Source organism: Marinobacter sp. HL-58, from assembly GCF_001314605.1.
Taxonomy (GTDB): Bacteria; Pseudomonadota; Gammaproteobacteria; order Pseudomonadales; family Oleiphilaceae; genus Marinobacter.
Genome location: NZ_LIHP01000013.1, coordinates 62,677 through 85,307 on the forward strand (window position 1 = coordinate 62,677; position 22,631 = coordinate 85,307).

17 protein-coding genes are annotated in these 22,631 nt (G+C 58.5%); 10 read left to right on the forward strand and 7 right to left on the reverse strand.

All coding sequences use genetic code 11. From position 1 onward, the window contains the following. The first annotated feature begins 167 nt into the window (after window positions 1–167). The 4 genes from HLUCCO03_RS12045 to HLUCCO03_RS12060 all read left to right on the forward strand — a co-directional run bounded on the left by HLUCCO03_RS12045 (window position 168) and on the right by HLUCCO03_RS12060 (window position 4,917). Complete coding sequence (locus HLUCCO03_RS12045; RefSeq protein WP_027833036.1) at window positions 168–1,520, forward strand: adenosylmethionine--8-amino-7-oxononanoate transaminase; 1,353 nt, start codon at window positions 168–170, stop codon at window positions 1,518–1,520. A gap of 11 nt (window positions 1,521–1,531) precedes the next feature. Continuing rightward, a complete protein-coding gene (locus HLUCCO03_RS12050) occupies window positions 1,532–2,266 on the forward strand; it encodes a 16S rRNA (uracil(1498)-N(3))-methyltransferase (RefSeq protein ID WP_027833037.1) in 735 nt (244 codons plus the stop codon). Between the two features lie 256 nt (window positions 2,267–2,522). Further along, window positions 2,523–3,752, forward strand: a complete 1,230-nt coding sequence (locus HLUCCO03_RS12055; protein ID WP_027833038.1) for a DUF445 domain-containing protein — start codon at window positions 2,523–2,525, stop codon at window positions 3,750–3,752. 124 nt (window positions 3,753–3,876) lie between these two features. Next, window positions 3,877–4,917 carry an HDOD domain-containing protein gene (locus tag HLUCCO03_RS12060; protein ID WP_027833039.1) on the forward strand — a complete coding sequence of 347 codons (1,041 nt, stop codon included), beginning with the start codon at window positions 3,877–3,879 and terminating at the stop codon, window positions 4,915–4,917. Here the strand turns inward: HLUCCO03_RS12060 and HLUCCO03_RS12065 are convergent. Next, window positions 4,914–6,236: a YihY/virulence factor BrkB family protein gene (locus HLUCCO03_RS12065; RefSeq protein WP_027833040.1), complete on the reverse strand. Its 1,323-nt coding sequence runs from the start codon at window positions 6,234–6,236 to the stop codon at window positions 4,914–4,916. The genes HLUCCO03_RS12060 and HLUCCO03_RS12065 overlap by 4 nt on opposite strands. 99 nt (window positions 6,237–6,335) lie before the next feature. Continuing rightward, a complete protein-coding gene (locus tag HLUCCO03_RS12070) occupies window positions 6,336–7,274 on the reverse strand; it encodes a D-2-hydroxyacid dehydrogenase (RefSeq protein WP_027833041.1) in 939 nt (312 codons plus the stop codon). 278 nt (window positions 7,275–7,552) lie between these two features. Between HLUCCO03_RS12070 and tmpT the strand changes: the two genes are divergently transcribed. The 5 genes from tmpT (at window position 7,553) to HLUCCO03_RS12095 (ending at window position 15,245) form a co-directional block, all read left to right on the forward strand. Beyond that, the gene (gene tmpT, locus HLUCCO03_RS12075; RefSeq protein WP_027833042.1) at window positions 7,553–8,206 is read left to right on the forward strand and encodes a thiopurine S-methyltransferase; all 654 of its coding nucleotides are present in this window, start codon (window positions 7,553–7,555) and stop codon (window positions 8,204–8,206) included. A 318-nt stretch (window positions 8,207–8,524) separates the two neighbouring features. Next, window positions 8,525–10,447, forward strand: coding sequence for a PrkA family serine protein kinase (locus HLUCCO03_RS12080; protein ID WP_027833043.1), 1,923 nt, complete (start codon window positions 8,525–8,527; stop codon window positions 10,445–10,447). 39 nt (window positions 10,448–10,486) lie between these two features. Next, the gene (locus HLUCCO03_RS12085; protein ID WP_292016708.1) at window positions 10,487–11,776 is read left to right on the forward strand and encodes a YeaH/YhbH family protein; all 1,290 of its coding nucleotides are present in this window, start codon (window positions 10,487–10,489) and stop codon (window positions 11,774–11,776) included. Then, complete coding sequence (locus HLUCCO03_RS12090; RefSeq protein WP_027833045.1) at window positions 11,773–13,317, forward strand: SpoVR family protein; 1,545 nt, start codon at window positions 11,773–11,775, stop codon at window positions 13,315–13,317. Before HLUCCO03_RS12085 ends, HLUCCO03_RS12090 begins: the two co-directional genes overlap by 4 nt. Next, the gene (locus HLUCCO03_RS12095) at window positions 13,314–15,245 is read left to right on the forward strand and encodes an alkaline phosphatase D family protein (protein WP_027833046.1); all 1,932 of its coding nucleotides are present in this window, start codon (window positions 13,314–13,316) and stop codon (window positions 15,243–15,245) included. Before HLUCCO03_RS12090 ends, HLUCCO03_RS12095 begins: the two co-directional genes overlap by 4 nt. On the opposite strand, the gene HLUCCO03_RS12100 is transcribed toward HLUCCO03_RS12095, so the two are convergent. The 5 genes from HLUCCO03_RS12100 to HLUCCO03_RS12120 form a co-directional block, all read right to left on the reverse strand. Beyond that, window positions 15,246–16,604: a TrpB-like pyridoxal phosphate-dependent enzyme gene (locus tag HLUCCO03_RS12100; RefSeq protein WP_027833047.1), complete on the reverse strand. Its 1,359-nt coding sequence runs from the start codon at window positions 16,602–16,604 to the stop codon at window positions 15,246–15,248. Between the two features lie 38 nt (window positions 16,605–16,642). After that, window positions 16,643–18,691 (reverse strand): TonB-dependent receptor, encoded by a 2,049-nt coding sequence (locus tag HLUCCO03_RS12105; RefSeq protein WP_027833048.1) that lies wholly within the window; start codon window positions 18,689–18,691, stop codon window positions 16,643–16,645. Between the two features lie 148 nt (window positions 18,692–18,839). After that, window positions 18,840–19,565, reverse strand: a complete 726-nt coding sequence (locus HLUCCO03_RS12110; protein ID WP_027833049.1) for an LrgB family protein — start codon at window positions 19,563–19,565, stop codon at window positions 18,840–18,842. Beyond that, window positions 19,558–19,938: a CidA/LrgA family protein gene (locus tag HLUCCO03_RS12115; protein ID WP_027833050.1), complete on the reverse strand. Its 381-nt coding sequence runs from the start codon at window positions 19,936–19,938 to the stop codon at window positions 19,558–19,560. The genes HLUCCO03_RS12110 and HLUCCO03_RS12115 overlap by 8 nt, the downstream gene beginning before the upstream one ends. 18 nt (window positions 19,939–19,956) lie before the next feature. Then, window positions 19,957–20,859, reverse strand: a complete 903-nt coding sequence (locus HLUCCO03_RS12120; RefSeq protein ID WP_027833051.1) for a bile acid:sodium symporter family protein — start codon at window positions 20,857–20,859, stop codon at window positions 19,957–19,959. A gap of 269 nt (window positions 20,860–21,128) precedes the next feature. Between HLUCCO03_RS12120 and HLUCCO03_RS12125 the strand changes: the two genes are divergently transcribed. Next, window positions 21,129–22,598, forward strand: a complete 1,470-nt coding sequence (locus HLUCCO03_RS12125; RefSeq protein WP_027833052.1) for a wax ester/triacylglycerol synthase family O-acyltransferase — start codon at window positions 21,129–21,131, stop codon at window positions 22,596–22,598. Window positions 22,599–22,631: the final 33 nt, after the last annotated feature.

The window sequence follows — 22,631 nt, forward strand, 5'->3', positions numbered from 1 at the left end:
TCGTCTCCAGAATGGTTTCAGGCCATTCTGGAGCCCGCCATGCCGGTCGGCATTGGCCCATGAGTCAAAGGCAGATGGCATAGTGGCCAGCAGCCGCCGTTAACTGTAATATCCGCACAGGTTAACAGCCGAGCATTCACAACCTGAGCGTCCGACGGAGATTTATCATGCGCAATGCTGACCTCGTCGCCCGCGGCCTTAAATCCGTGTGGCATCCCTGTACCCAGATGAAAGACCACGAAGGTACTTTGCCACTGGTTCCGATCAAGCGGGGCGAGGGTGTATGGCTGGAGGATTTCGAGAACAACCGCTATATCGACGCGGTAAGCTCCTGGTGGGTCAACCTGTTCGGCCACTCCAACCCCAGGATCAATGCCGCCATCCAGGAACAGATCGGCCAGCTTGAGCATGTCATCCTGGCAGGATTTACCCATGAGCCGGTGGTTAACCTGTCCGAGCGCCTTATTGAAGTGACTCCTGAAGGCCTCAACAAGTGTTTCTATGCCGACAATGGTTCTTCTGCCATCGAAGCGGCGCTCAAGATGAGCTTCCATTACTGGAAAAACCACGGCAAGCCGGGCAAGAAAAACTTCGTCAACCTGAGCAACAGCTATCACGGGGAAACCCTGGGCGCCCTGGCGCTTGGCGATGTGTCCCTCTACAAGGACACCTACCAGCCGTTGCTGATGGAGGTGCTCACCGCGCCGTCGCCGGACGCCTTTAACAAGGAACCGGGCGAGACGGACGAGGAATACGCCCTGCGCCAGTTTGAAGCCATGGACAGGTTGCTGGCTGAAAAACACGATGAAATCTGCGCCGTGGTGGTGGAGCCCCTGATCCAGTGTGCAGGCGGCATGCGCATGCATCACCCCGTCTACCACACCAGGCTGCGGGAAGCCTGCGACCGCTACGGCGTTCACCTGATTGCCGATGAAATCGCCGTGGGCTTTGGCCGTACCGGTACCCTGTTCGCCTGCGAACAATCCGGCATCACCCCGGACTTCATGTGCCTCTCCAAGGGCCTGACCGCCGGCTACCTGCCGCTGTCTGTTGTACTCACTACCGATAACGTCTACAACGCCTTCTACGACGACTACGAAACCCTGAAGGCCTTCCTGCACAGCCACAGCTACACCGGCAACCCCATCGGCTGCGCGGTGGCCCTGGCCACCCTGGACATCTTCCGGAACGACAACGTGATCGAGAACAACAAGCGCCTGAGCGCCTGCATGGCAGACTCCGTGGCCCACCTGGCGGACCACCCCAACGTCGGCGATATCCGCCAGCACGGCATGACCCTGGCGGTGGAAATGGTAAAGAACAAGGCCACCAAAGAACCCTTCCCCTGGCAGGAACGCCGCGGCATCCGGGTTTACCAGCATGCGCTTACCCGCCAGTCGCTGTTGCGCCCCCTGGGTAACGTGGTCTATTTTATGCCACCTTACGTGATCACCGAAGAACAGATCCGCCACCTGGCGCAAGTTGCCACCGAAGGCATCGAAATCGCAGTACGGGACTGACAGAAACCACCATGCGAATTCCCCGCATCTACACAGACTCCCCCCTCCGCGAGGGGGGCAGCGCCGAACTGGACGACAACGCAGCGCAACACGTCGGCCGCGTACTGCGCATGCAGCCGGGGCAGGACCTGCTGCTGTTCAACGGCGACGGCAACGACTACCCCGCCATAATCACCGAATCCGGTAAAAAACGGGTTGCGGTCGAAGTGGGCAGCCCCGTGGCAAACACCACCGAATCCCCCCTCGACATCGTCCTGGGCCAGACCCTCTCCAAGGGCGACCGCATGGACTACGCCGTGCAGAAAGCCGTGGAAATGGGCGTCACCCGCATCGTGCCCCTGACCACCGAACGCTGCGAGGTAAAACTCAGGGGCGACCGGGAGGACAAACGCCTGCGCCACTGGCAATCCATCGCCACCAGCGCCGCCGAACAATGCGGCCGCGCCCGGGTGCCCGAGATATTGCCAGTGATGCCCCTGGCGGACTGGTTCGAACACACCGGTGACTGCGACCTGCGCCTGGTCCTCCACCACCGCACCGAACAGTCCCTGAACACCCTGGCCAAACCCGCCTGCATCGCCCTGATGATCGGCCCCGAAGGCGGCCTAAGCCCGGAAGAAATCAACGCCGCCGAAACCGCCGGCTTCCTGCCGGTCGCCCTGGGCCCGCGGGTCCTCAGAACCGAAACTGCGCCAGTGGCGGCTATGGCCCTGTGTCAGTGGCTTTGGGGAGACATCGGAAGCTGATAACTTCCGACCGTGCCGCCGTCTCAGGCCGGCAGGTAAGTCATTGACAGAAGCATTGTCTGACAACATGATCCTTGTCGAGAAAAAAGCGTCGAGGACAGCTTCGTAGTCGGGGCTGCATTACGGGGAGGCGTTTCCAAAACTGTGCGGAGCCATGGATGGCGGAGCCCAAGCGCCACATGGATGTGCTTGAGCGTGTTTTGGAAACGCCTCCCCGTAATGCAGCAAACTCCAGAACACAAAAAGCGAACACCGGATGACAAGCCTGCTAAGCAACCCAGAATTCTGGCAATACCTCAGTATCCCGGTTATTGCCGCCCTGATCGGCTGGACCACCAACTGGCTGGCCATCAAAATGACCTTCTACCCGCTGGAATTCATAGGCAAGCCCCCCTTGCTGGGCTGGCAAGGCATCATCCCCTCCAAGGCCCGCAAAATGGCCGCCATCAGCGTCGACGCCACCATCTCCAAGATTGGCACCGTCCAGGAAATCTTCCAGCAGATAGATCCCCAGGTACTCGCCGCCCACATCATCTACACCGTCGAACCCCGCACCGAAGAATACGTCGACGAACTGATGCTCAAGGAATACCCCACCTTCTGGGAAAACCTGCCAGCCTCCGCCAGAAACATGGTCTACGACCGGGTACGCAAATCCACGCCCCAGCTGGTGGACAACCTGGTGGGCGATGTCGCGGATAACATCGAAGCCCTACTGGACATAAAAAGCATGGTTATCGAACGGCTGGCAAAAGACAAACGGCTGCTGAACCGCATATTTATCGAATGTGGCGAAGTGGAATTCCGCTTTATCATCAACTCCGGCTTCTACTTCGGCTTCCTGTTCGGCCTTGTGCAGATGGGCGTCTGGTACTTCTACCAGAACTGGTGGGTGCTGCCCTTCTTCGGCCTGCTGGTGGGCTGGGCCACCAACTGGATTGCGCTGAACGTGATTTTCCGCCCGTTGCATGAGAAAAAAATCGGACCGCTCCGGCTTCAGGGGCTGTTCCTCAAACGCCAGCAGGAAGTGGCCGAATCCTTCTGCCACATCGTGACCCACGAGATCCTCACCGTAGGAAACATCATCAACGCCATTCTGGAAGGCCCGAAAGGCGATCGGGCCCGAAACATGGTCAAGAAACACATCAAACCACTCGTGGACGAAACCGCCGGCATGGGCAAGGCCCTGACCCAGATGGCATTCGGCCCCACAGGGTTCGCCACCCTGAAGAACCAGGTGGGCCAGAAGGCCATCGAGATCTCCCAAACCTCGTTCAACAACCCCGTCTTCGAAACAGACCGGGCAAGAGCGGTGGAGAGCATCATGGTTGAACGCATGATTGCCCTTTCGTCAGAGGAGTTCCAGGACCTTCTGCGCCCCTGCTTCCAGGAAGATGAGATCAAACTGATCCTGGTGGGCGCTTTCCTCGGGTTCGCAGCCGGTATCTGCCAACTGATCTTTGTGTTTGGCGGCTCGATTCTCTGACATCCGATGCAGAAAAACCTCCGGTTCTATGCCAGTTTACGCTGGGCATAATGACTGCCGGCCTCTATACTCCGGACATACGGGTATGTATTTCCCGGCGACTATTCTTTCCCGGAGGCATCGGATGCCAGGCTTCATTTCCTGGATTTCAGGATTATTCACGTCCCACAAACCGGTAACCCTGTCAGCACCTGAATCCCGCCTGCTCAACCCCGCCAGTTCAATTGAAGACAGCCTGGCGACAGACCCGGCACTTGTTGACCAGCTGGAAGAGCATCTGTTCTGCTGGCTGCTGGATTCGCCTCCTGCCGCCTTGCGATCAGAACCCGGGCAATGGGACGACATTCTGGACACGCTGCACAAACGGATTACCAGTCAGGAGCTGGAAGAATTACCCCGCCAGCCGATGACCCTGCCAATGCTGATGCGGGCACTCTCCGATGACAAATCGGACCGGAACCATCTGACCGAAATCATCCTCAACGATGCGGCGCTGACAGACCAGCTGCTACAGATTGCCAACAGCCCCTATTTCAGGCCCGGCGACCAGACCATTGATTCCGTTGATCAGGCGGTTTTTGTGTTGGGCCTTGACGGGATTCGCAACGTTATCTCAGCTGCGATCATGCGGCCAATGATGGCGGCAAGAAACAGCCGGGAAGCGCTTTTTGCCCAGCGGGTGTGGCGCTGGGGACTGACCTGCGCCCGAAGCGCCGAGCTGATTGCCAAAATCCAGGGCCAGGATTCCAGCGTCTATTTCATGGCAGGACTACTGCCAGCGCTTTCGTATATTACCCTCAGAAGGGAGTTGCAGCGGATTTGCCGGTTGGAACCGGGAATGACGGAACCACCCCCTTCACTGATACATGCCGCCCTGTCCCGCTACCAGTGGGCCACATCGCAACTGCTGGCAAACGAGTGGAACCTTCCGCCCAAGTACCATGCCCAGTTACTGGCGGCAGAGCGCCCCGCGCCAAAGCAGACTCACAGCCCGCTGAACGACGGTATTATCGTGGGCACCCGGGAGGTACTGCGCCATGCACACCAGCGCAATATGCCCGAGGAAGATGTGCTGCGTATCATTCACATCTCCGGTGAGCAGTTTACGCGGGTACGCAGAATCATCCTTGATGTTCTGGAAGCTGGCGCCAAAGCCCGCGCCTAGCTTTTGTTCCTTTCTTCCTCTTCCTGCCTCAACAATTCAGCGAAGGTAACGGATTCGTCTTCCGGTGCCTGGGCCAGAAGGCGCCGGGGAACCAGGTAAGGCAGGCGGTCAACCACCCGGTCCTCATCATGGCGAATAGCGTCCAGAACGCCCCCGATGGTAATCCGGTCCAGCGACTGCGCAGGCACCAGGCAATCACCGTTGCGACCCGCCAGCGCCAACAGGCGCGCACGAATCAGCTTGTCGCTGACTCCCCGGGTCACTTCCCCGGGCACCCGGAGTTTCTGCTCAATTTCCTCCTGCTGGGGAGCAGGCCGCCCTTCACTGAAAGGTTTTGCTACCAGCCACATCAGCGCCAGACCGGTTTTTTCAAGCAGTTCCGGCGACATCCTGACCTGGCTGCGCTTGGCCACCGCACCGGGATTCTGCAGATAAAATGCGATACTTGAACCCAGCAGCAAGATAATCCAGTTCAGGTATAGCCAGATCAGCAGGATGATGCCGATGGCGAAACTGGAATAGATCGCTGCGTACTTGGCGGAACCCGCGACAAAAGAGGCGAACAGCATGCCCGCCGCCTGCCACGAGATGCCGGCTATCAGGCCACCTATCAGGGCATAGCGGAGCTTTACCCTGGTGTTGGGAATAAACACATACACAAAGGTGAATGCACAAACCACCAGCATGAAAGGCGTGAAACGCGTGGCGAAGATAATCGCCGACCCCAGCGGTTCCACTTCCATCAACGCCTGCACGAATGCCGAGGAGAAAATGGTGGCGCTGATGCCTATGGCCGACACCATCAACAGTGGGCCAATCATGATCACGCTGAGATAGTTGCTGAAACGCTGGGCCATGGAACGCATATCCGGCACCCGCCAGATCATGTTGAAGGAGCGCTCGATTTTCTGGACCAGCGAGATCACGGTGTAGACCAGTAGTGCCAGGCCCACCGAACCGAGCACCCCGACCTTCATGTTGTCCACGAAGCCCAGAATCTGCTCGGCAAGCTGCATGCCCTGCGGCCCCATGGGTTCGAAAAACTGGTAGAGGAAAGGCTCCATGCGCTGGTGAACCCCCAGCGCCTTGAGTACAGAAAAACTCAACGCCAGCAACGGTACGATACTCAGTAGCGTGGTATACACCAGGCTCATGGCATGCAGGGTCAGGTTACCGGCAATGATATCCCGCACCAGCGCGTAGGCGGTACGGCCGGTTTTGTAGAGCCAGGTCCATGGCCAGCTTTGCGGCGGGTTGGGATTGGCCAGAATCCAGGTTTCAGCGGCCTGGAGCCGGTCTTTGAATTGAACAGAAGCCACACAACGTCCTGTTTGCCAGAGTTTTGTACAGGTTATCAGTCAGATACCAATTCTCAACAGAGTATGGCCGATTGCCAGACATTTGCGAGGCTTTTGTTCCTAATCCGCCGCACGGGCCAGATTGCCAGCAGTAATCTCCACAATCCGCTGCCGTGCTTCCCGGCTTGCCCACGCCGAATGCGGCGTCACAATCAGGTTGGGAATATCGTCCGCCAGCAAGGGATTGCCGTTACGAGGCGGTTCCTCCGTCAGCACATCAAAACCGGCACCGCCGATGATCCCCGCTCTCAAGGCATCCGCCAGGGCCTGTTCGTCCACCAGGCCGCCACGGCTGGTGTTGATCAGCAGTGCCTCCTTTTTCATCATCTTGAGTTCGCGGGCTCCGATCATATGCCGTGTCTCGTCTGTCAGCAGGCAATGCAGTGACAGCACATCCACCTGTGGCAGCAGCTCATCCATGGGAATCCGGGCAAAACCGTCCACCTCACCCGCCGGCTGCCCCGGCCGGGCCCCCAGCAGAATCTTCATGCCGAACGCCTTGGCCCGTTCCACGACCCCCTGGCCCAGATCGCCGTACCCCACAACCCCCAGCGTACGCCCTTCCAGCTCCATAATCGGGTGGTCCATCAGACAGAACATCGAACTCTGCCCCCAGCGCCCGGCCCGCACATCCCTGTCGTAATCCAGCAACCGCGTCGCCAGCGCCAGCATCAGCGCCATGGTGTGCTGCGCCACCGTGGAACGCCCGTAATTGGTCACATTCATCACCCGCACCCCGCACTCCTTCGCCGCGGCCTGATCAATGTTATTCAGCCCCGTGGCCACCACCGCAACCGTCTTCAGCTCCGGACAGGCCTCAAAATGCTCCCGCGACAACACCACCTTGTTCACCAGCACCGTATCAAATCCCCGGATACGCTCCTGCACCTGCTCCGGCGACGTTCGCGGGTACTTCGTCATCTCCCCCGTCACTGCCTCTATGGGCGAAAGGTCCACATCATTGCCCAGTGTGTCTGCATCCAGAAATACGGCTTTCATTCGTCGGTCCTTATCCATTTCAACAGTATTTAGTCAGTTCTATGGCTGATCCCCGTGGAGGTTTGCACCCCGGGTTTGAGGTATCTTCGGGGCGATGTGTCACAGACCGTGCATTGCCATGGATGGCAATGCCGAGCCCCCAGGGATGGGTTCACGGCGTGTCTGTGACGCATCGTCCCGAAGATGCCCCGCACCAAGCCAGACTTCCAATAGCAGCCAATAGCCCCCAAGATTAAGTTAGACTGAACCCATCCGCCAATCAGCGAAAGGTGAAAGCAATGGAACACGAATTCTGGCACGAACGCTGGGCCAAAAAAGAAATTGGCTTCCACGAGGGCACCGTCAACAAATACCTCTACGACCACTGGCCCGAACTGGCCGGCAAAGGCACCGGCACCGTCTTCGTCCCCCTGTGCGGCAAGGCCCACGACATGTGGTGGCTCCACGACCGCGGCCACCCCGTCATAGGCGTGGAACTCAGTGAAATCGCCTGCAAGGACTTCTTCGAGGAAGGCGGCGAAAAAGCCAAAGTTCACCCGGGCGAGCCCTTCATCACATTCAAACACGACGACCTGGAACTCTGGTGTGGGGATTTTTTCCAGCTGGTGCCAGACGACCTGAAACACGTCAGCCTGGTTTATGACCGTGCCGCACTGATTGCCCTGCCCCCTCACATGCGCAAGGATTACGTCGAACACCTGACCGCCATCATCCCGGAAGGCACCCGGATCCTGCTGATTACCCTGGATTACGCCACCGAGATCAAGGGCCCTCCGTTCAATGTCAGCGATGACGAAGTCCGGGAACTTTACGCTGGCGATTACGACATCGAACACATCCTGACGAACACCCTGGCCAAAGACCACCCCTTCACCAAACGCAGGGGCCTGGACGGTGCTACCGAGAGCGTTTTCCGCCTCAGAAAACTCTGACAGCATCCGTAACAGCCAGCCCCGGGGGAAAGTCGAACCTTGCACTTTCCCCCGCGCACAGATACATCCGCCCCTCTTTCCGATACACAATTTAATGAACCTTAACCTATCTCCCCCTGTCCAAGTCCCGAAGCTTGAACTAAGCTCAAAGTAACCAGACCGACATAAACGCGACAGCGTAATCCGGTCCGGTACTCCCTATACTTCCACCCATAACCATAATCACCGCCGAGAAAGGCGGAGCCAATAGCAACGGGGATTTTAAGTGAATTGAGAGCAGTCTCTTCACAGATTAAGCGAGCAAGCGAGGGGCCATCTATGAGCATCATGCAGCACTTCAAAGACCGGTATGAAGCAACTCAGGAGGAGGAATACACTCTTGAGGAATACCTGGAGATCTGCAAAAAGGACCCAGCGGCGTATGCCACCGCCGCCGAACGGATGTTGTTGGCAATTGGTGAGCCGGAGCATGTCGATACATCCCGCGACTCCCGGCTGTCCCGTATTTTTTCCAACAAGGTTATCAAGCGCTATCCGGAGTTTGCCGAGTTCTATGGCATGGAAGAAGCGGTTGAGAACATTGTCTCCTTCTTCCGCCATGCCGCACAGGGCCTGGAAGAGAAGAAACAGATCCTTTACCTGCTCGGCCCCGTTGGTGGCGGTAAGTCTTCACTGGCTGAAAAGCTCAAGTCGCTGATGCAGAAAGTCCCCTTCTATGCCATTAAAGGCTCACCGGTGAACGAGTCGCCCCTGGGCCTTTTCGACCCGGCGGAAGATGCTGCCATCCTGGAAGAGGAGTACGGCATTCCGCCACGCTACCTCAAGTCCATCATGTCGCCCTGGGCGGTGAAACGCCTGCATGAATACGGCGGCGATATCAGCCAGTTCCGGGTAGTGAAGATGTACCCGTCGGTTCTGGACCAAGTCGGCGTATCCAAGACCGAGCCCGGGGATGACAATAACCAGGACATTTCGGCGCTGGTCGGCAAGGTGAACATCCGCATGCTGGAGGATTATTCCCAGGATGACCCGGACGCCTACAGCTTCAGCGGTGGCCTGTGCAAGGCCAACCAGGGCCTGATGGAATTCGTGGAGATGTTCAAGGCTCCCATCAAGGTACTGCACCCGCTGCTGACCGCTACCCAGGAAGGCAACTACAACACCACGGAGGGCATGGGTTCCGTGCCTTTCGACGGCATTATTTTGGCCCACTCCAACGAGTCCGAGTGGCAGACGTTCCGCAACAACAAGCATAACGAGGCCTTCCTGGACCGGGTCTACATCGTCAAGGTGCCCTATTGCCTGCGTGTTACCGAAGAGATTGATATCTACCGCAAGCTGCTGCGCGACAGTTCCCTGTCCGGCGCGCCCTGTGCCCCGGACACGCTCGACATGCTGGCCCAGTTCTCGATTCTGTCACGGCTCAAGGAGCCGGAAAATTCCAGCATTTTCTCCAAGATGCGTGTCTACGATGGCCAGAACATCAAGGATACCGACCCCAAGGCCAAGTCGATCCAGGAATACCGGGATGCCGCCGGGGTGAATGAGGGCATGGACGGGCTGTCGACCCGCTTTGCGTTCAAGATCCTGTCGAAAGTGTTCAACTTCGATACCACCGAAGTCGCCGCCAACCCGGTCCACCTGCTGTATGTGCTTGAAAAACAGATCGAACAGGAGCAGTTCCAGGCAGAAACCCAGGACCGCTACCTGCGGTTCATCAAGGAGTTCCTGGCGCCCCATTATGTGGAATTCATCGGCAAGGAAATCCAGACCGCGTACCTGGAAAGCTACAGCGAGTATGGTCAGAACCTGTTCGACCGCTATGTAACCTATGCGGACTTCTGGATTCAGGACCAGGAATACCGCGATCCGGAAACCGGCGAGATCCTCGACCGCTCGTCCATCAATGACGAGCTGGAGAAGATCGAAAAGCCGGCAGGTATCAGCAATCCGAAGGATTTCCGCAACGAAGTGGTCAACTTCGTGCTGCGGGCACGGGCGAACAACCAGGGTCGAAACCCGTCCTGGCTCAGCTATGAAAAACTGCGCAGCGTGATCGAGAAGAAAATGTTCTCCAACACGGAGGATCTGCTGCCGGTTATCTCCTTCAATCCGAAGGCCAGCCAGGAAGATCAGAACAAACACAAGCAGTTCGTCGAGCGTATGGTCGATCGAGGCTACACGGAGAAACAGGTCCGCCTCCTTGCGGAATGGTACCTGCGGGTTCGTAAGTCTCAATAAGTCAGCCCACATGCGCTGAACTGGAGTGAAACTATGGGTATGACCCACGTAGTCGACCGGCGACTGAACGGGAAAAACAAAAGTGCGGTGAACCGGGAACGGTTCCTGCGCCGCTACCGCCACCACATCAAGAAGGCGGTGGCGGACGCGGTTCATCGCCGTTCCATTACCGACATAGAGCGCGGCGAAAACGTCAGTATTCCATCCCGGGATACCGACGAGCCGATTTTCCATCACGGCCAGGGCGGCAAACGGGAGGTTGTCCACCCGGGCAACAAGGAGTTTGTTGCTGGCGATACCGTTCCCAAGCCTCAGGGTGGTGGCGGCGGAGGCCAGGGTCAGGGCCAGGCCAGCCCCGACGGCGAAGGCATGGACGAGTTTGCCTTCCAGATTACCCAGGAAGAGTTCCTGGATTTTCTGTTCGATGACCTGGAGCTGCCCAACCTTGCCCGCAAGAAACTGAAAGATACCGAGGCGTTCAAGTACGTTCGCTCTGGTTTCTCCACGCAGGGGGTTCCCGCCAAACTGGATGTGGTGCGCTCGTTGCGAGGCGCTCATGCCCGGCGATTGGGCCTTGGTGGTGCCCGCAAGAAGAAGATCCGCGATCTGGAAAAACAGCTGGCCGCCCTGAAAGAGGCCCCGGAAGACCTGGACCCGGCATTCAGCCATGAGGATCAGATCAAGGCACTGGAGGACGAAATTGCAGAGCTCCGGGCCAATGTACGGCGTATTCCCTTCATTGACGAGATCGACCTGCGGTACCGCCAGCATCTGAAGAAGCCACAACCAGCCACCAGTGCTGTGATGTTCTGCCTGATGGATGTGTCCGGGTCCATGACCCAGATGCACAAGGATATTGCCAAGCGCTTCTTTATTCTGTTGTACCTGTTCCTCAAGAAGAACTACAAGAAGATCGAAGTGGTCTTCATCCGCCACCACACCAGTGCCAAGGAAGTGGACGAGGAAGAGTTCTTCTATTCACGGGAAACCGGGGGCACCATTGTTTCCAGTGCCCTGAAGCTGATGCACAAGATTATCGAATCCCGCTATTCCCCCGCGGAGTGGAACATCTACGCAGCCCAGGCCTCGGACGGCGACAACTGGAACGATGACTCCCCCATTTGCAGCAAACTTCTGGCCGACAGCATCCTGCCGCTGGTGCAGTACTACGCCTATGTGGAGATCACGCCCCAGGATCACCAGATGCTGTGGTACGAATACGAGAAGATCCAGGAGCGATTCCCCCAGAGCTTCGCCCTGCAGCAGATCGCCGACCCAGGTGAGATCTATCCGGTCTTCCGCCAGTTGTTCGAGAGGAAAGCCGCATGACCGACACCATCGACAGACCCAACGAGCCGAGAACCCGGGAACCGATTTCCACCAGTTCGGAGTGGACGTTTCCTCTGCTGGAAAAATACGACGAGGAAATTGCCAAATGCGCGGCGGAGTTCGGGCTGGACACCTACCCCAACCAGGTGGAAGTGATCAGTGCCGAACAGATGATGGATGCCTACAGCTCCGTGGGTATGCCGGTGGGTTACCACCACTGGTCGTTTGGCAAGCAGTTCCTGTCCACTTCCAAGGGCTACCAGCGGGGGCAGATGGGGCTGGCGTACGAGATTGTCATCAACTCCAACCCCTGCATCGCCTACCTGATGGAAGAGAACACCCTGCCCATGCAGGCCCTGGTGATTGCCCATGCCTCCTACGGCCACAACTCGTTCTTCAAGGGCAATTACCTGTTCCGCACCTGGACCGATGCCAGCGCAATTATTGACTACCTGGTGTTTGCTCGGGATTACGTGGCCGAATGCGAGGAACGCTACGGGCTGGACGCGGTTGAGCAAATCCTGGATTCCTGCCATGCATTGATGAACTATGGGGTGGACCGTTACAAACGCCCCGCGCCCATTTCCGCGGCCGAAGAGGCCCGCCGGCAAAAGGAGCGGGAGGAGTACCAGCAACGCCGGCTGAATGACCTGTGGCGAACCATTCCGAAAATGGGCGAGGACGAAGACACCGTCAAACGCCGGCAGCGTTACCCGGAAGAGCCGCAGGAAAATATTCTCTACTTTATTGAAAAGAACGCGCCGCTACTGGAAACGTGGCAGCGGGAGATCATCCGTATCGTGCGCAAGCTGGCGCAGTATTTCTACCCGCAGCGCCAGACCCAGGTCATGAACGAGGGCTGGGCCACCTTCTGGCACTACACACTGCTGCACCGCATGTACGACAAGGGCCTGGTGAACGACGGCTTTATGCTGGAGTTCCTGCAAAGCCATTCCGCGGTGGTCTACCAGCCGCCTTTTGACAGCCCCTGGTACTCGGGCATCAATCCGTACACCCTGGGCTTCTCGATCTTCACGGACCTGCGGCGTATCTGCGAAAACCCGACTGACGAGGACCGGGAGTGGTTCCCGGATATTGCCGGTACCGACTGGGTGGAAACCCTGCATTTCGCCATGAGGAACTTCAAGGATGAGAGCTTTATCCAGCAGTTCCTGTCACCCAAGGTCATGCGTGATATGAAATTCTTCGCCATCCAGAACGATGACGAAGAAGACGTATACCGGATCACCGCCATCCACGACGACCCCGGTTACCGCACGCTGAGGGAAAAACTGGCGCGCCAGTACAACCTCAGTTATCGCGAGCCCAATATCCAGGTGTGGAATGTCGATGTGCGGGGTGATCGTTCGCTGACCCTGAGGCACATTCCCGTGGACCGGGTCCCCCTGGGTGACGACACCGATGAAGTACTGCGCCATGTGCACCGGTTGTGGGGCTTTGATGTGCACCTGGAAAGTGTGGACGACGGCCAGTTAGTGGACGAAGCCCACTGCCCGCCAAGGGAACTTGAGGAGGACTGAGTCTGGAGCCCGGGGGTAAATTCGGGCCGGTACTCGCCGGCCCGGTTCTACGTCACTCCTCACCGGACTCGATCGTTCTATGGCTGGTCACACGGGAGCCAGTTTCGCTGGCTGTGCGGATCTTTAACGGAGAGCAGCCGCTACTGGACCGCACGGCGGCCGAGTCAGAGGTTGTTCAGTTGAGGATTGGCACCCGCGCCTGGCTGAACCTGCTGACCATCGCACCGGACCCCACCCTTCCCCGGGATATCCGGCTGGACTACGACCTGGGGCTTACCAGCGACCAACCGGACACAGCCCGGTGGATCCGCGACTGGGCTCCACATCTTTGCCCTGAAGGACGGGAGCGCCCGGGCTTCACCCTCAAATCGAAACTGGACCGCATACTCCATGGCTCCTGCCGAAGGCCGCACCATCCCGCCCGGGACGGGCTGGTCCGTGTGGACGAGGAACTGCACAAGGCGGAACAGCTGGAAGAGGTTCCCGCCCTGCTGCTGATGACCGGTGATCAGGTCTACGTCGATGACGTGGCCGGCCCCATGCTGCATGCCATCCAGTGCGTCATTCACCAGTTGGGCCTGTACCAGGAAATACTGGAAGGCGCCTCAATCAGTCACAGCAGAGAACTTACCTCGATGGCGGATGCCTATTACCATCGGGATAAACTGTTGCCGGAATCCGAATTCAACGAAGACCTGACCGAGCGTTTCTTCGGCGGCGTCCGGAAGCCCGTTTTCACCACCGCCAATGCCGGCAATCACCTGATCTCCTTTGCCGAGGTGATGGCCATGTATCTGCTGGTGTGGTCGCCGGAACCATGGGCCCTGGTCACCGACGCCGAACCGGTGGATGACCCGGACGAGCTGGCGCGCTACCGGAAAGAACAGGCCGCCATCGACGACTTCCGCAGAAGCCTGCCCCGGGCAGCGCGCGCCTTGGCCAACGTCCCCGTGTACATGATCTTTGATGATCATGACGTTACGGATGACTGGAACCTCTCGGCCCTGTGGGAAACCACCGCCTACGAACACCCCTTTTCCCGGCGCATCATCGGCAATGCCCTGCTGGGGTATCTTTTGTGCCAGGGCTGGGGCAACCAGCCAACGCATTTCCGGGAACTGATCGAACATTGCCAGAAACTGTTCGAGTCCAGCAACCGACAACACGAACTGGACAAGGCCGGCCAGGACGAGCTGATCGACCGGCTGTTTCACTTCCACCACTGGCATTACAGCCTGCCCACCTCACCCAGGCTGGTGGTACTGGACACCCGCACCCATCGCTGGCGCAGTGAAATCCGCCGTAGCCATCCGTCCGGCCTGATGGACTGGGAATCACTGACCGATTTCCAGCACGAAATCCTGGGCGAGGACGCTGTGGTGGTGGTATCGCCAGCCCCCATGTTCGGGGTGAAGCTGATCGAGATTATCCAGCGGGTTTTCACCTTCTTCGGCAAGCCCCTGCTGGTGGACGCAGAAAACTGGATGGCACACCGGGGCGCCGCCAATGTGTTGCTGAATATCTTCGGCCACCCCCGGACGCCACGACATTTCGTAATTCTCTCAGGGGATGTCCACTATTCGTTCGCCTATGACGTGCGGCTGCGCCACGAGCAGAACGGTCCCCATGTCTGGCAGATCACCAGCAGCGGCATCAAGAATGAATTCCCCAATTCCCTGTTGGAGTGGCTGGACCGCCTCAATCGCTGGCTGTTCGCTCCCTGGTCTCCCCTGAACTGGTTCACCAAGAGGCGGCGCATGTGGATTTCCCCCAGACTGCCCGAAGGCCGCGAGGCCGGTGAACGGCTCTGGAATGGTGCAGGCATCGGAGAGGTGAGACTGAATGATGAAGGCGAACCCACCGCCATCCGGCAACTGGACTCCGGAGGCGGGGGTACGGTTTTTCAGCAGCGGATCAATGACGACTGATCAGGCATTGACCGAGGGCAGACCCGACAGGGCCATGGCCAGTTCCTGTTCGTCGTATTCGTGGTCGCTCAGTTCTCCGGCGAAGTAGGAGGTATAGGCTGCCATATCGAAATGGCCATGGCCGCAGAGGTTGAACAGAATCACCTCTTCCTTGCCTTCTCGCTTGCAGCGCAGGGCTTCGTCGATCGCACCCTTGACCGCATGATTGGCCTCCGGAGCCGGCACGATACCCTCGTTCTTCGCAAACAGAACACCCGCTTCGAAGCACTCACGCTGGGTGTAGGACACCGCCTCAAACAGCCCCAGTTCCTTGGCATGGGACACCATGGGTGCCATGCCGTGATAGCGCAGCCCCCCGGCATGGAAGCCCGGCGGAGTGAAGCCTGACCCCAGGGTGTGCATCTTGGTAAGCGGCGTCATGTGCGCGGTATCGCCGTAATCATAGGCGTACTTGCCTCGGGTCAGGGTCGGACAGGCTGACGGTTCCACCGCCACAATCCGTGATTTCTGCCCGCCGCGCAGCGCATGGCCCATGAACGGGAACGCAATGCCGGCAAAGTTGGAGCCGCCACCGGTGCAGCCAACGATGACATCCGGCCAGCAGTCCGCCATTTCCATCTGCTGCATGGACTCCAGGCCAATGATGCTCTGGTGCAGCAATACATGATTGAGCACGGACCCCAGCGCGTACTTGGTGTTCGGATCCTGGACCGCCAGTTCCACCGCCTCGGAAATGGCGATGCCGAGGCTGCCGTTGTGGTCCGGTGTCTCCGCCAGCACCTTGCGCCCGAATTCTGTCAGCTCCGAGGGTGAGGCCACACATTTGGCACCGTAGGTTTCCATCACTGCCCGGCGATAGGGCTTCTGGTTGTAGGAAACCCGCACCTGGAATACGGTCACGTCCATATCAAACAGCGAGCCGGCGAACGACAGCGACGTGCCCCACTGGCCGGCACCGGTTTCGGTGGTGAGCGTGCGAATGCCGGCTTCGCGATTATAGAATGCCTGGGGAATCGCCGTATTGGGCTTGTGACTGCCCGCCGGGCTCACCCCCTCGTACTTGTAGAAAATCTTGGCGGGTGTGCCAAGCGCTTTCTCGAGCCGGTGGGCCCGGTACAAAGGCGCCGGGCGCCAGAGTTTGTAGACATCCCGCACCGGTTCGGGAATTTCGATTTCCCGCTCGGTGGTCACTTCCTGTTCAATCAGCGACATGGGAAACAGCGGCTCGAGATCAGAGGGCCCGACCGGCTGCTGCGTCCCGGGGTGCAGCACTGCCGGCAGCGGCTCCGGAAAATCTGCCTGCAGGTTGTACCAGTACTTCGGCATCTGGCTTTCTTCGAGAAGAAACTTGGTTTGCATGATTAAGGGTACCCTGAGATTCGTGTTGTTATCGCCTGTCAGAATACCCATTCCAGGCCGGCATAAAAAGTTCTTCCCGGTGCAGGCTCGAAGTACCCCCGCTCTTCCACGGGCCTGTCCGCATTGGCATTGATGCGGATATTACTGAAGTAGTCCTCATCCAGCAGGTTGCGGACACCACCGTACAGGTTGAGACTCTGGCGACCGAGGCGGAGGGTGTCACCGACCCGGACTCCCAGCAACCAATAGTCACTGACTTTGGTCTGGTTGCTGTTTTCAGCGTAAAGATCGCCTACATACTGCCATTCCAGCGCAGCAAACCGCTGGTCGGCGCCACGCCATTCCACTTCCGTAACCCACTGCTCACGAGGCAGGCCAGGGAGCCGGTTGCCATCGGCATCATTACCCTGTTCATCGTCGAAATCCCTCAGCTTGTAATCCGCAAGAGTTAGGGCGCTGGTTACCCGCCAGCTGTAGGACATGTCCCAGTTCACACCAAGCTCCACGCCGTTGCGCTCCGTGCGCCCGGCATTTTCGTAGAAGGTGCGGTTGTCTGACTCGAAAGGCAGGATTTCATCGTCCACCCGGATTGAAAACAGCGCCAGATCATAACTCAGCCCCTGCCCGACGCTGCCCCGCATGCCTATCTCCCGGTTAAGGGCCTGTTGCGGCTCGATGTCGGGATTGAACCCACCGCTACCATCAGGATTGGCAAATTCGGTAAAGGTGGGAGACTCGAACGCCGTGCCGATGGTTGCATACAATTGCTGGCGAGGGGCAAGCCGGTAACTGATACCGGCAAACCCGCTGAACTCCTCATAGGTGCGGCTGCCGGAATCGTCCCCGTCATCCAGTCTGTCGTCGTCCACGGACAGCCTGAGGCGGTCAAAACGGGTGCCGACAGACAGGTTGAAGCGATCAGTCATGGCCAGATCGCCCTGAGCGAACACTGCCGCTGTGGTGGCATTCTGGGTTTCCTCCTGGGTCTGTCCTGTGACATCGCCGCTGAAAGCCACCGCGTAGCGGCGACGATCGTCGGACTGGCGGTGCAGATCCGCACCTACCACCCAGGTCAGTGGCCGCCCTGCGAGCTCGCTGTCTTGCTGATAATCCGTGCTGATGCCGTAGAATTGTCGGTCGTAGGCAATCAGGCTGGGGCCGGGAAAGGGTAGTTGTTGCCTGAAATCACGGCGGGTGAAGAAGGTGCTGACGGTCAGCTCCCCGGCGCCAACGGCGGGGGTTTCATAAAGCAGCCCGAGCGTTTGCTGGTCAACTTCCTGCCCGGCATCAAGCCGTTTGGCCAGCGGCGTGGCCTGGCTGCGGTCCGCTTCCACCTGCTCCGCGGTGAGGCCACCGGGGTCCTCGGCTTGTGGCGTATGCAGCATGTTAAGGGTGGCCGTCAGCCGCTGGCCATCGCTCCATTCATGGGAGAGGCGGCCATTGAACAGGCCCTTCTCCACCTCACTCTGTTCACGGTAACCGTTATAGCCAAGCCATGACAGGGTGGCGATTCCACTTGTATCACCCCGGGTACCGTTGGCCTGGGCTGTGGTCTTGTAATAATCATCACTTCCCACATCTTGGCGTAGCCGCGCGCCAGGCGGCTGGTCGTCTCCACGGGCAGTGGTGATGTCAATCACGCCGCCGGACGCATTTCCATACTGAACCGACGAGGGCCCGCGAATCACCTCGATGCGCCGGGCGGAATCCAGATCCACGGCGTCAATCTGGGACTGGCCATCCGGCAAGGTGTAGGGAATGCCATCAACCTGTATACGGATACCCCGTATGCCAAAAGGCGACCGGGCACCGAACCCCCGGGTGGAAAGACGAAGGTTCTGGGCAAAGTTATAGCGGTTCTGGAAAAACAGGCCGGGAACCGTATCCAGGGATTCATCCAGCTGCAGCCGCTGCTGGCCCTCCTGAATGTCCGGGGTGTCTGTGACGGAGACTGCAGCAGGGGTTTCGTAAAGATCCCTCACCAACCGGGGCGATGTGACCTCGATGACGGTTTCATCAGGCTCACTGTTATCCTGTGCGCGAGCCATGGCTGATGCGCCCATGGCCACCAGCACGGAACAGGCCACTACCAACGTCCTTTGAATGATCACCCCTACCCCCTGAACTTTTATTCGATGGTTACCCTGTAAATTGAATACGAGGTTAGTACGGGTTTGTATGAGATTTTGAACCTCCCGGAGTCACACTTTGGTGCTGCACCAAACGGATGCGTTTCTAGATACCAATCAGGTCCACCAGCCAGGGGACTATCAGGGCCGTGGCAAAGGCAGAAAGCGCCATGGCCAGGCCGGAAAAAGCACCCATCTGGGAACTGACCTGAAACGCCCGTGCGGTACCGATGCCGTGGGAGGCCACCCCCATGGCAATGCCTTTGACACTGTCGTCGGTGATGCGCATCCACTCAAACAGCTTGGTGCCGAGTACCGCGCCGACAATACCCGTCGCCACCACCAGGACGGCAGTCAACGAGGGAATGCCACCGATGGTTTCTGCAATACCCATGGCCACCGGAGCGGTCGCGGATTTCGGTGCCAGGGACATCTGGATTTCCCGCGACCCGCCAAGCAACCACGCCAGGGCAATGGAACTGCCAGCGGCAATGACCACACCGCTTACCAGGGATATCGTCACCGGCAACCAGAGCTGACGCAGGCGGGAAAACTGCTGATACAGGGGAACCGCGAGCGCAACGGTCGCCGGGCCCAGCAGAAAGTGGACGAACTGCCCGCCTTCAAAGTACTCGTCGTATTCCGTGCCGGTGGCCAGAAGAAAGGCAATCAGCAGTGCCACCGACGTAACCACCGGATTGGCCAGGGGGTTCGAGTGAGCCTTCAGGTACAGGCGATAGGCAAGCCCGTAGGCCACCAGCGTGATGGTCAGCCCCAGCAGCGGTGATGCGGAAAGATAAACCCAGATATCCCTGATGGCTGGCTCATTCATTACCTTGCCCTCCCCCCTTTTCAGGCCGGACAAACCATCGGGTGGTCACCTGCATGATGCCGGCGGTGGCAACCATGGTAATAATGGTGGAGAGAAGCAGGGTCAGCGTGATCGGCAGCCATTCGTCGGCGATGCGGCTAAAATGGGCCATCATGCCAACCCCGGCCGGGACAAACAGCAGGGACAGATGGCTCAATAATGCGGATGACGCATTCTGCAGTGGTTCCGGCGTCCGGCCCCGGATCATCAGGGTCAGGAAGAGCATGACCATGCCCAGCACCGGCCCGGGAATAGGCACGGCTAACAGGCGAACGGTGACTTCACCCACCAGTTGATAGACCAGCAGCAGCGTCATCCCGTTGAGAAAATTCATGGTGTTGCTCCTTTGTATCTACCCGACCGTGGTCCCGGGTGGTGGCTTCGCAATGATCGGGGCGGGAATGATTTTCCGGCCATAGGCGGCCAGCAGGAAACCGATCGGAAACATTAGCACCCCGTAAACCGCTGCAGGAATCGACATGGCGCTGGACTCCAGCAGCGTCAGGGTCACCAGCAAGGCAATGGTACTGTTCTTGATGCCCAGCTCGACAGCGACTGCGATGGATTCACGCTGTGTTAACCCGGCCACCCTGCCTGCCAGGAGGCCGAGGAAGATGCCCGCCAGATTCAGTAACAGCGTTGCCGGGCCCGCCTGGCGGAGCAGATCCCAGATCTGGTCACGGACGCCCCAGACCAGTCCCACAACCAGCAGTGCCAGAACCACGCCTCCGAATACGCTTACCGCGCTTTCAGCCCGGCGGGACAATTCCGGCGCCCGGGTACGAAATACCATACCTACCGCCACCGGGAACAACACGATACCAATCAGCATGCCCACTGTGCGGCCTACCGGCAACGTGATGGATTCTTCCGTTCCCGCATACAGCTGCAGGGCATAGTTTGTAAGGATCGGCAGAGTGATGATGGTAATGAGGCTGGCCGTCACTGTCAGCACAATCGACAGGGCGATATTTCCCCGTGCCAGTAACACGAACAGGTTGGACGTCGTACCACCGGGACAGGCGGCAATAATCACAAGACCCACCGCAATGGCGGCCGGAAGATCAAGCATGGAGGCCAGTGCAAAGGCAATCAGGGGCATCAGCAGTATCTGGGCAATGGTTCCCACAATCATGCCTTTGGGGTAGACCGCCACCTGCCTGAAGTCCCTCACAGTCAGGGTCATTCCGATACCGATCATGATTATAAACAGGGCGATCGGCAGCCCGGCGGAAATCAGGGGACTGGACTCCACAGTGCCTCCAGGGATTGTTGTTTTAATGAAGTTAGCCAGCTAAAGAAAATACCACAAGCAAAACCAAAGCAGTGAACCCGGATTCGCAACAACATGTAATGCAAGACCCCGGGTTTCCGGGTTATGCCACCGCAAAAAAGTGAAACCTTTCGCTTCGTTCATCGTGTGATTATCCCTGTTGTTGCGTATACTTGCGGACAACAACTATGCGAACCCAAACGCATATCACGACATGCAGTTTGGCATAAAAAAACGCAAGAGGACGATGAATGAAACGCCTGGGAACACTGGACGCATCCTGGCTGGCGGTGGAGTCAGAAGACACCCCGATGCACGTTGGCAACCTGCAGATTTTTTCGCTTCCGGAAGGTGCACCGGAAACCTTTCTCAGAGACATGCTTGCCCGCATGAAAGCGGATGCTGACGTCGCACCGCCCTGGTGTTACAAGCTGGCATTTTCCGGTTTTCTGGGGCGACTGATAGCCCCCTCCTGGAAGGTCGACAAAAAGCTGGACCTGGATTATCACGTACGTCATTCGGCGCTGCCCCGTCCCGGCAGTGAACGGGAACTGGGTATCCTGGTGTCACGACTGCACTCCAACCCCCTGGATTTTTCCCGGCCGCTGTGGGAATGCCATATTATCGAGGGGCTGGAAAATAACCGCTTTGCGCTGTACACCAAGATGCACCATTCGATGATTGATGGCATCAGTGGTGTCCGGCTGATGCAGCGGGTGCTGAGCAAGGACCCGCACGAAATCAACATGCTGCCACCCTGGTCAGTACGTCCAGACCGCACCCGGGGCAGCAAAACCGACGACGAAGCCAGTATTACCGCCGCACTTTCCCAGGCCAAAGACGCTCTGAAACTGCAGGCCGATATGGCCCCACGCCTGTGGGACGCCATGAACCGCCTGATTCATTCCGCCCGGCACCCGGAGGAAGGCCTGACGGCACCCTTCGCGGGGCCGCTGTCTGCCCTCAACCACCGGGTGACCGGGCAGCGGCGGTTCGCAACTCAGCACTATCAGCTGGAACGCATAAAAAAGCTGAGCCAGGCCTCCAATGCCTCCCTCAATGACATCGTACTGTATCTGTGCGGCACGGCCCTGCGCCGCTTCCTGCTGGAACAGGATGGCCTGCCGGAGACCCCACTGACAGCGGGAATTCCGGTGAATATCCGCCCTTCTGACGACCAGGGCACGGGCACGCAGATCAGCTTCATGATTGCCTCTCTGGCAACCAATGAAGCGGACCCGCTGACACGGCTGTCGCATATCAAGCAATCCACCCGGCGGGCAAAACAGCACCTGCAGAAGCTGCCCCGCAAGGCACTGACCCAGTACACCATGCTGCTGATGTCGCCCTACATCCTGCAATTGATGTCGGGAATGGGCGGGCGCATGCGGCCGGTTTTCAACGTGACCATTTCCAATGTGCCGGGGCCCGAGGAGACGCTCTACTATGAAGGCGCGCGGCTTGAGGCCATGTACCCGGTGTCGCTGATCGCCCATGGCGGTGCACTGAACATCACCTGCCTGAGCTACTCCGGTTCCCTGAACTTCGGCTTCACGGGTTGCCGCGACACCTTGCCCAGCATGCAGAAACTGGCGGTCTATACCGGTGAAGCCTTGGATGAGCTTGAAAGCCTGATTCTGCCACCGCCCGGCAAATCCGCACCCGCAGGAAAAGCCAGGTCGGCCACCAGGGCCCGAAGAGCACCCCGAAAAAAAAACTGAATCAAAAACCTGAAGAGAATAAACCAGTAATTG

Bases quoted from the DNA above. Each gene is read 5' to 3' on its own strand.
- HLUCCO03_RS12045 (WP_027833036.1), top strand. From the start codon at position 168: ATGCGCAATGCTGACCTCGTCGCCCGCGGCCTTAAATCCGTGTGGCAT.
- HLUCCO03_RS12050 (WP_027833037.1), top strand. From the start codon at position 1,532: ATGCGAATTCCCCGCATCTACACAGACTCCCCCCTCCGCGAGGGGGGC.
- HLUCCO03_RS12055 (WP_027833038.1), top strand. From the start codon at position 2,523: ATGACAAGCCTGCTAAGCAACCCAGAATTCTGGCAATACCTCAGTATC.
- HLUCCO03_RS12060 (WP_027833039.1), top strand. From the start codon at position 3,877: ATGCCAGGCTTCATTTCCTGGATTTCAGGATTATTCACGTCCCACAAA.
- HLUCCO03_RS12070 (WP_027833041.1), bottom strand. From the start codon at position 7,274: ATGAAAGCCGTATTTCTGGATGCAGACACACTGGGCAATGATGTGGAC.
- tmpT (WP_027833042.1), top strand. From the start codon at position 7,553: ATGGAACACGAATTCTGGCACGAACGCTGGGCCAAAAAAGAAATTGGC.
- HLUCCO03_RS12080 (WP_027833043.1), top strand. From the start codon at position 8,525: ATGAGCATCATGCAGCACTTCAAAGACCGGTATGAAGCAACTCAGGAG.
- HLUCCO03_RS12085 (WP_292016708.1), top strand. From the start codon at position 10,487: ATGACCCACGTAGTCGACCGGCGACTGAACGGGAAAAACAAAAGTGCG.
- HLUCCO03_RS12090 (WP_027833045.1), top strand. From the start codon at position 11,773: ATGACCGACACCATCGACAGACCCAACGAGCCGAGAACCCGGGAACCG.
- HLUCCO03_RS12100 (WP_027833047.1), bottom strand. From the start codon at position 16,604: ATGCAAACCAAGTTTCTTCTCGAAGAAAGCCAGATGCCGAAGTACTGG.
- HLUCCO03_RS12110 (WP_027833049.1), bottom strand. From the start codon at position 19,565: ATGAATGAGCCAGCCATCAGGGATATCTGGGTTTATCTTTCCGCATCA.
- HLUCCO03_RS12115 (WP_027833050.1), bottom strand. From the start codon at position 19,938: ATGAATTTTCTCAACGGGATGACGCTGCTGCTGGTCTATCAACTGGTG.
- HLUCCO03_RS12125 (WP_027833052.1), top strand. From the start codon at position 21,129: ATGAAACGCCTGGGAACACTGGACGCATCCTGGCTGGCGGTGGAGTCA.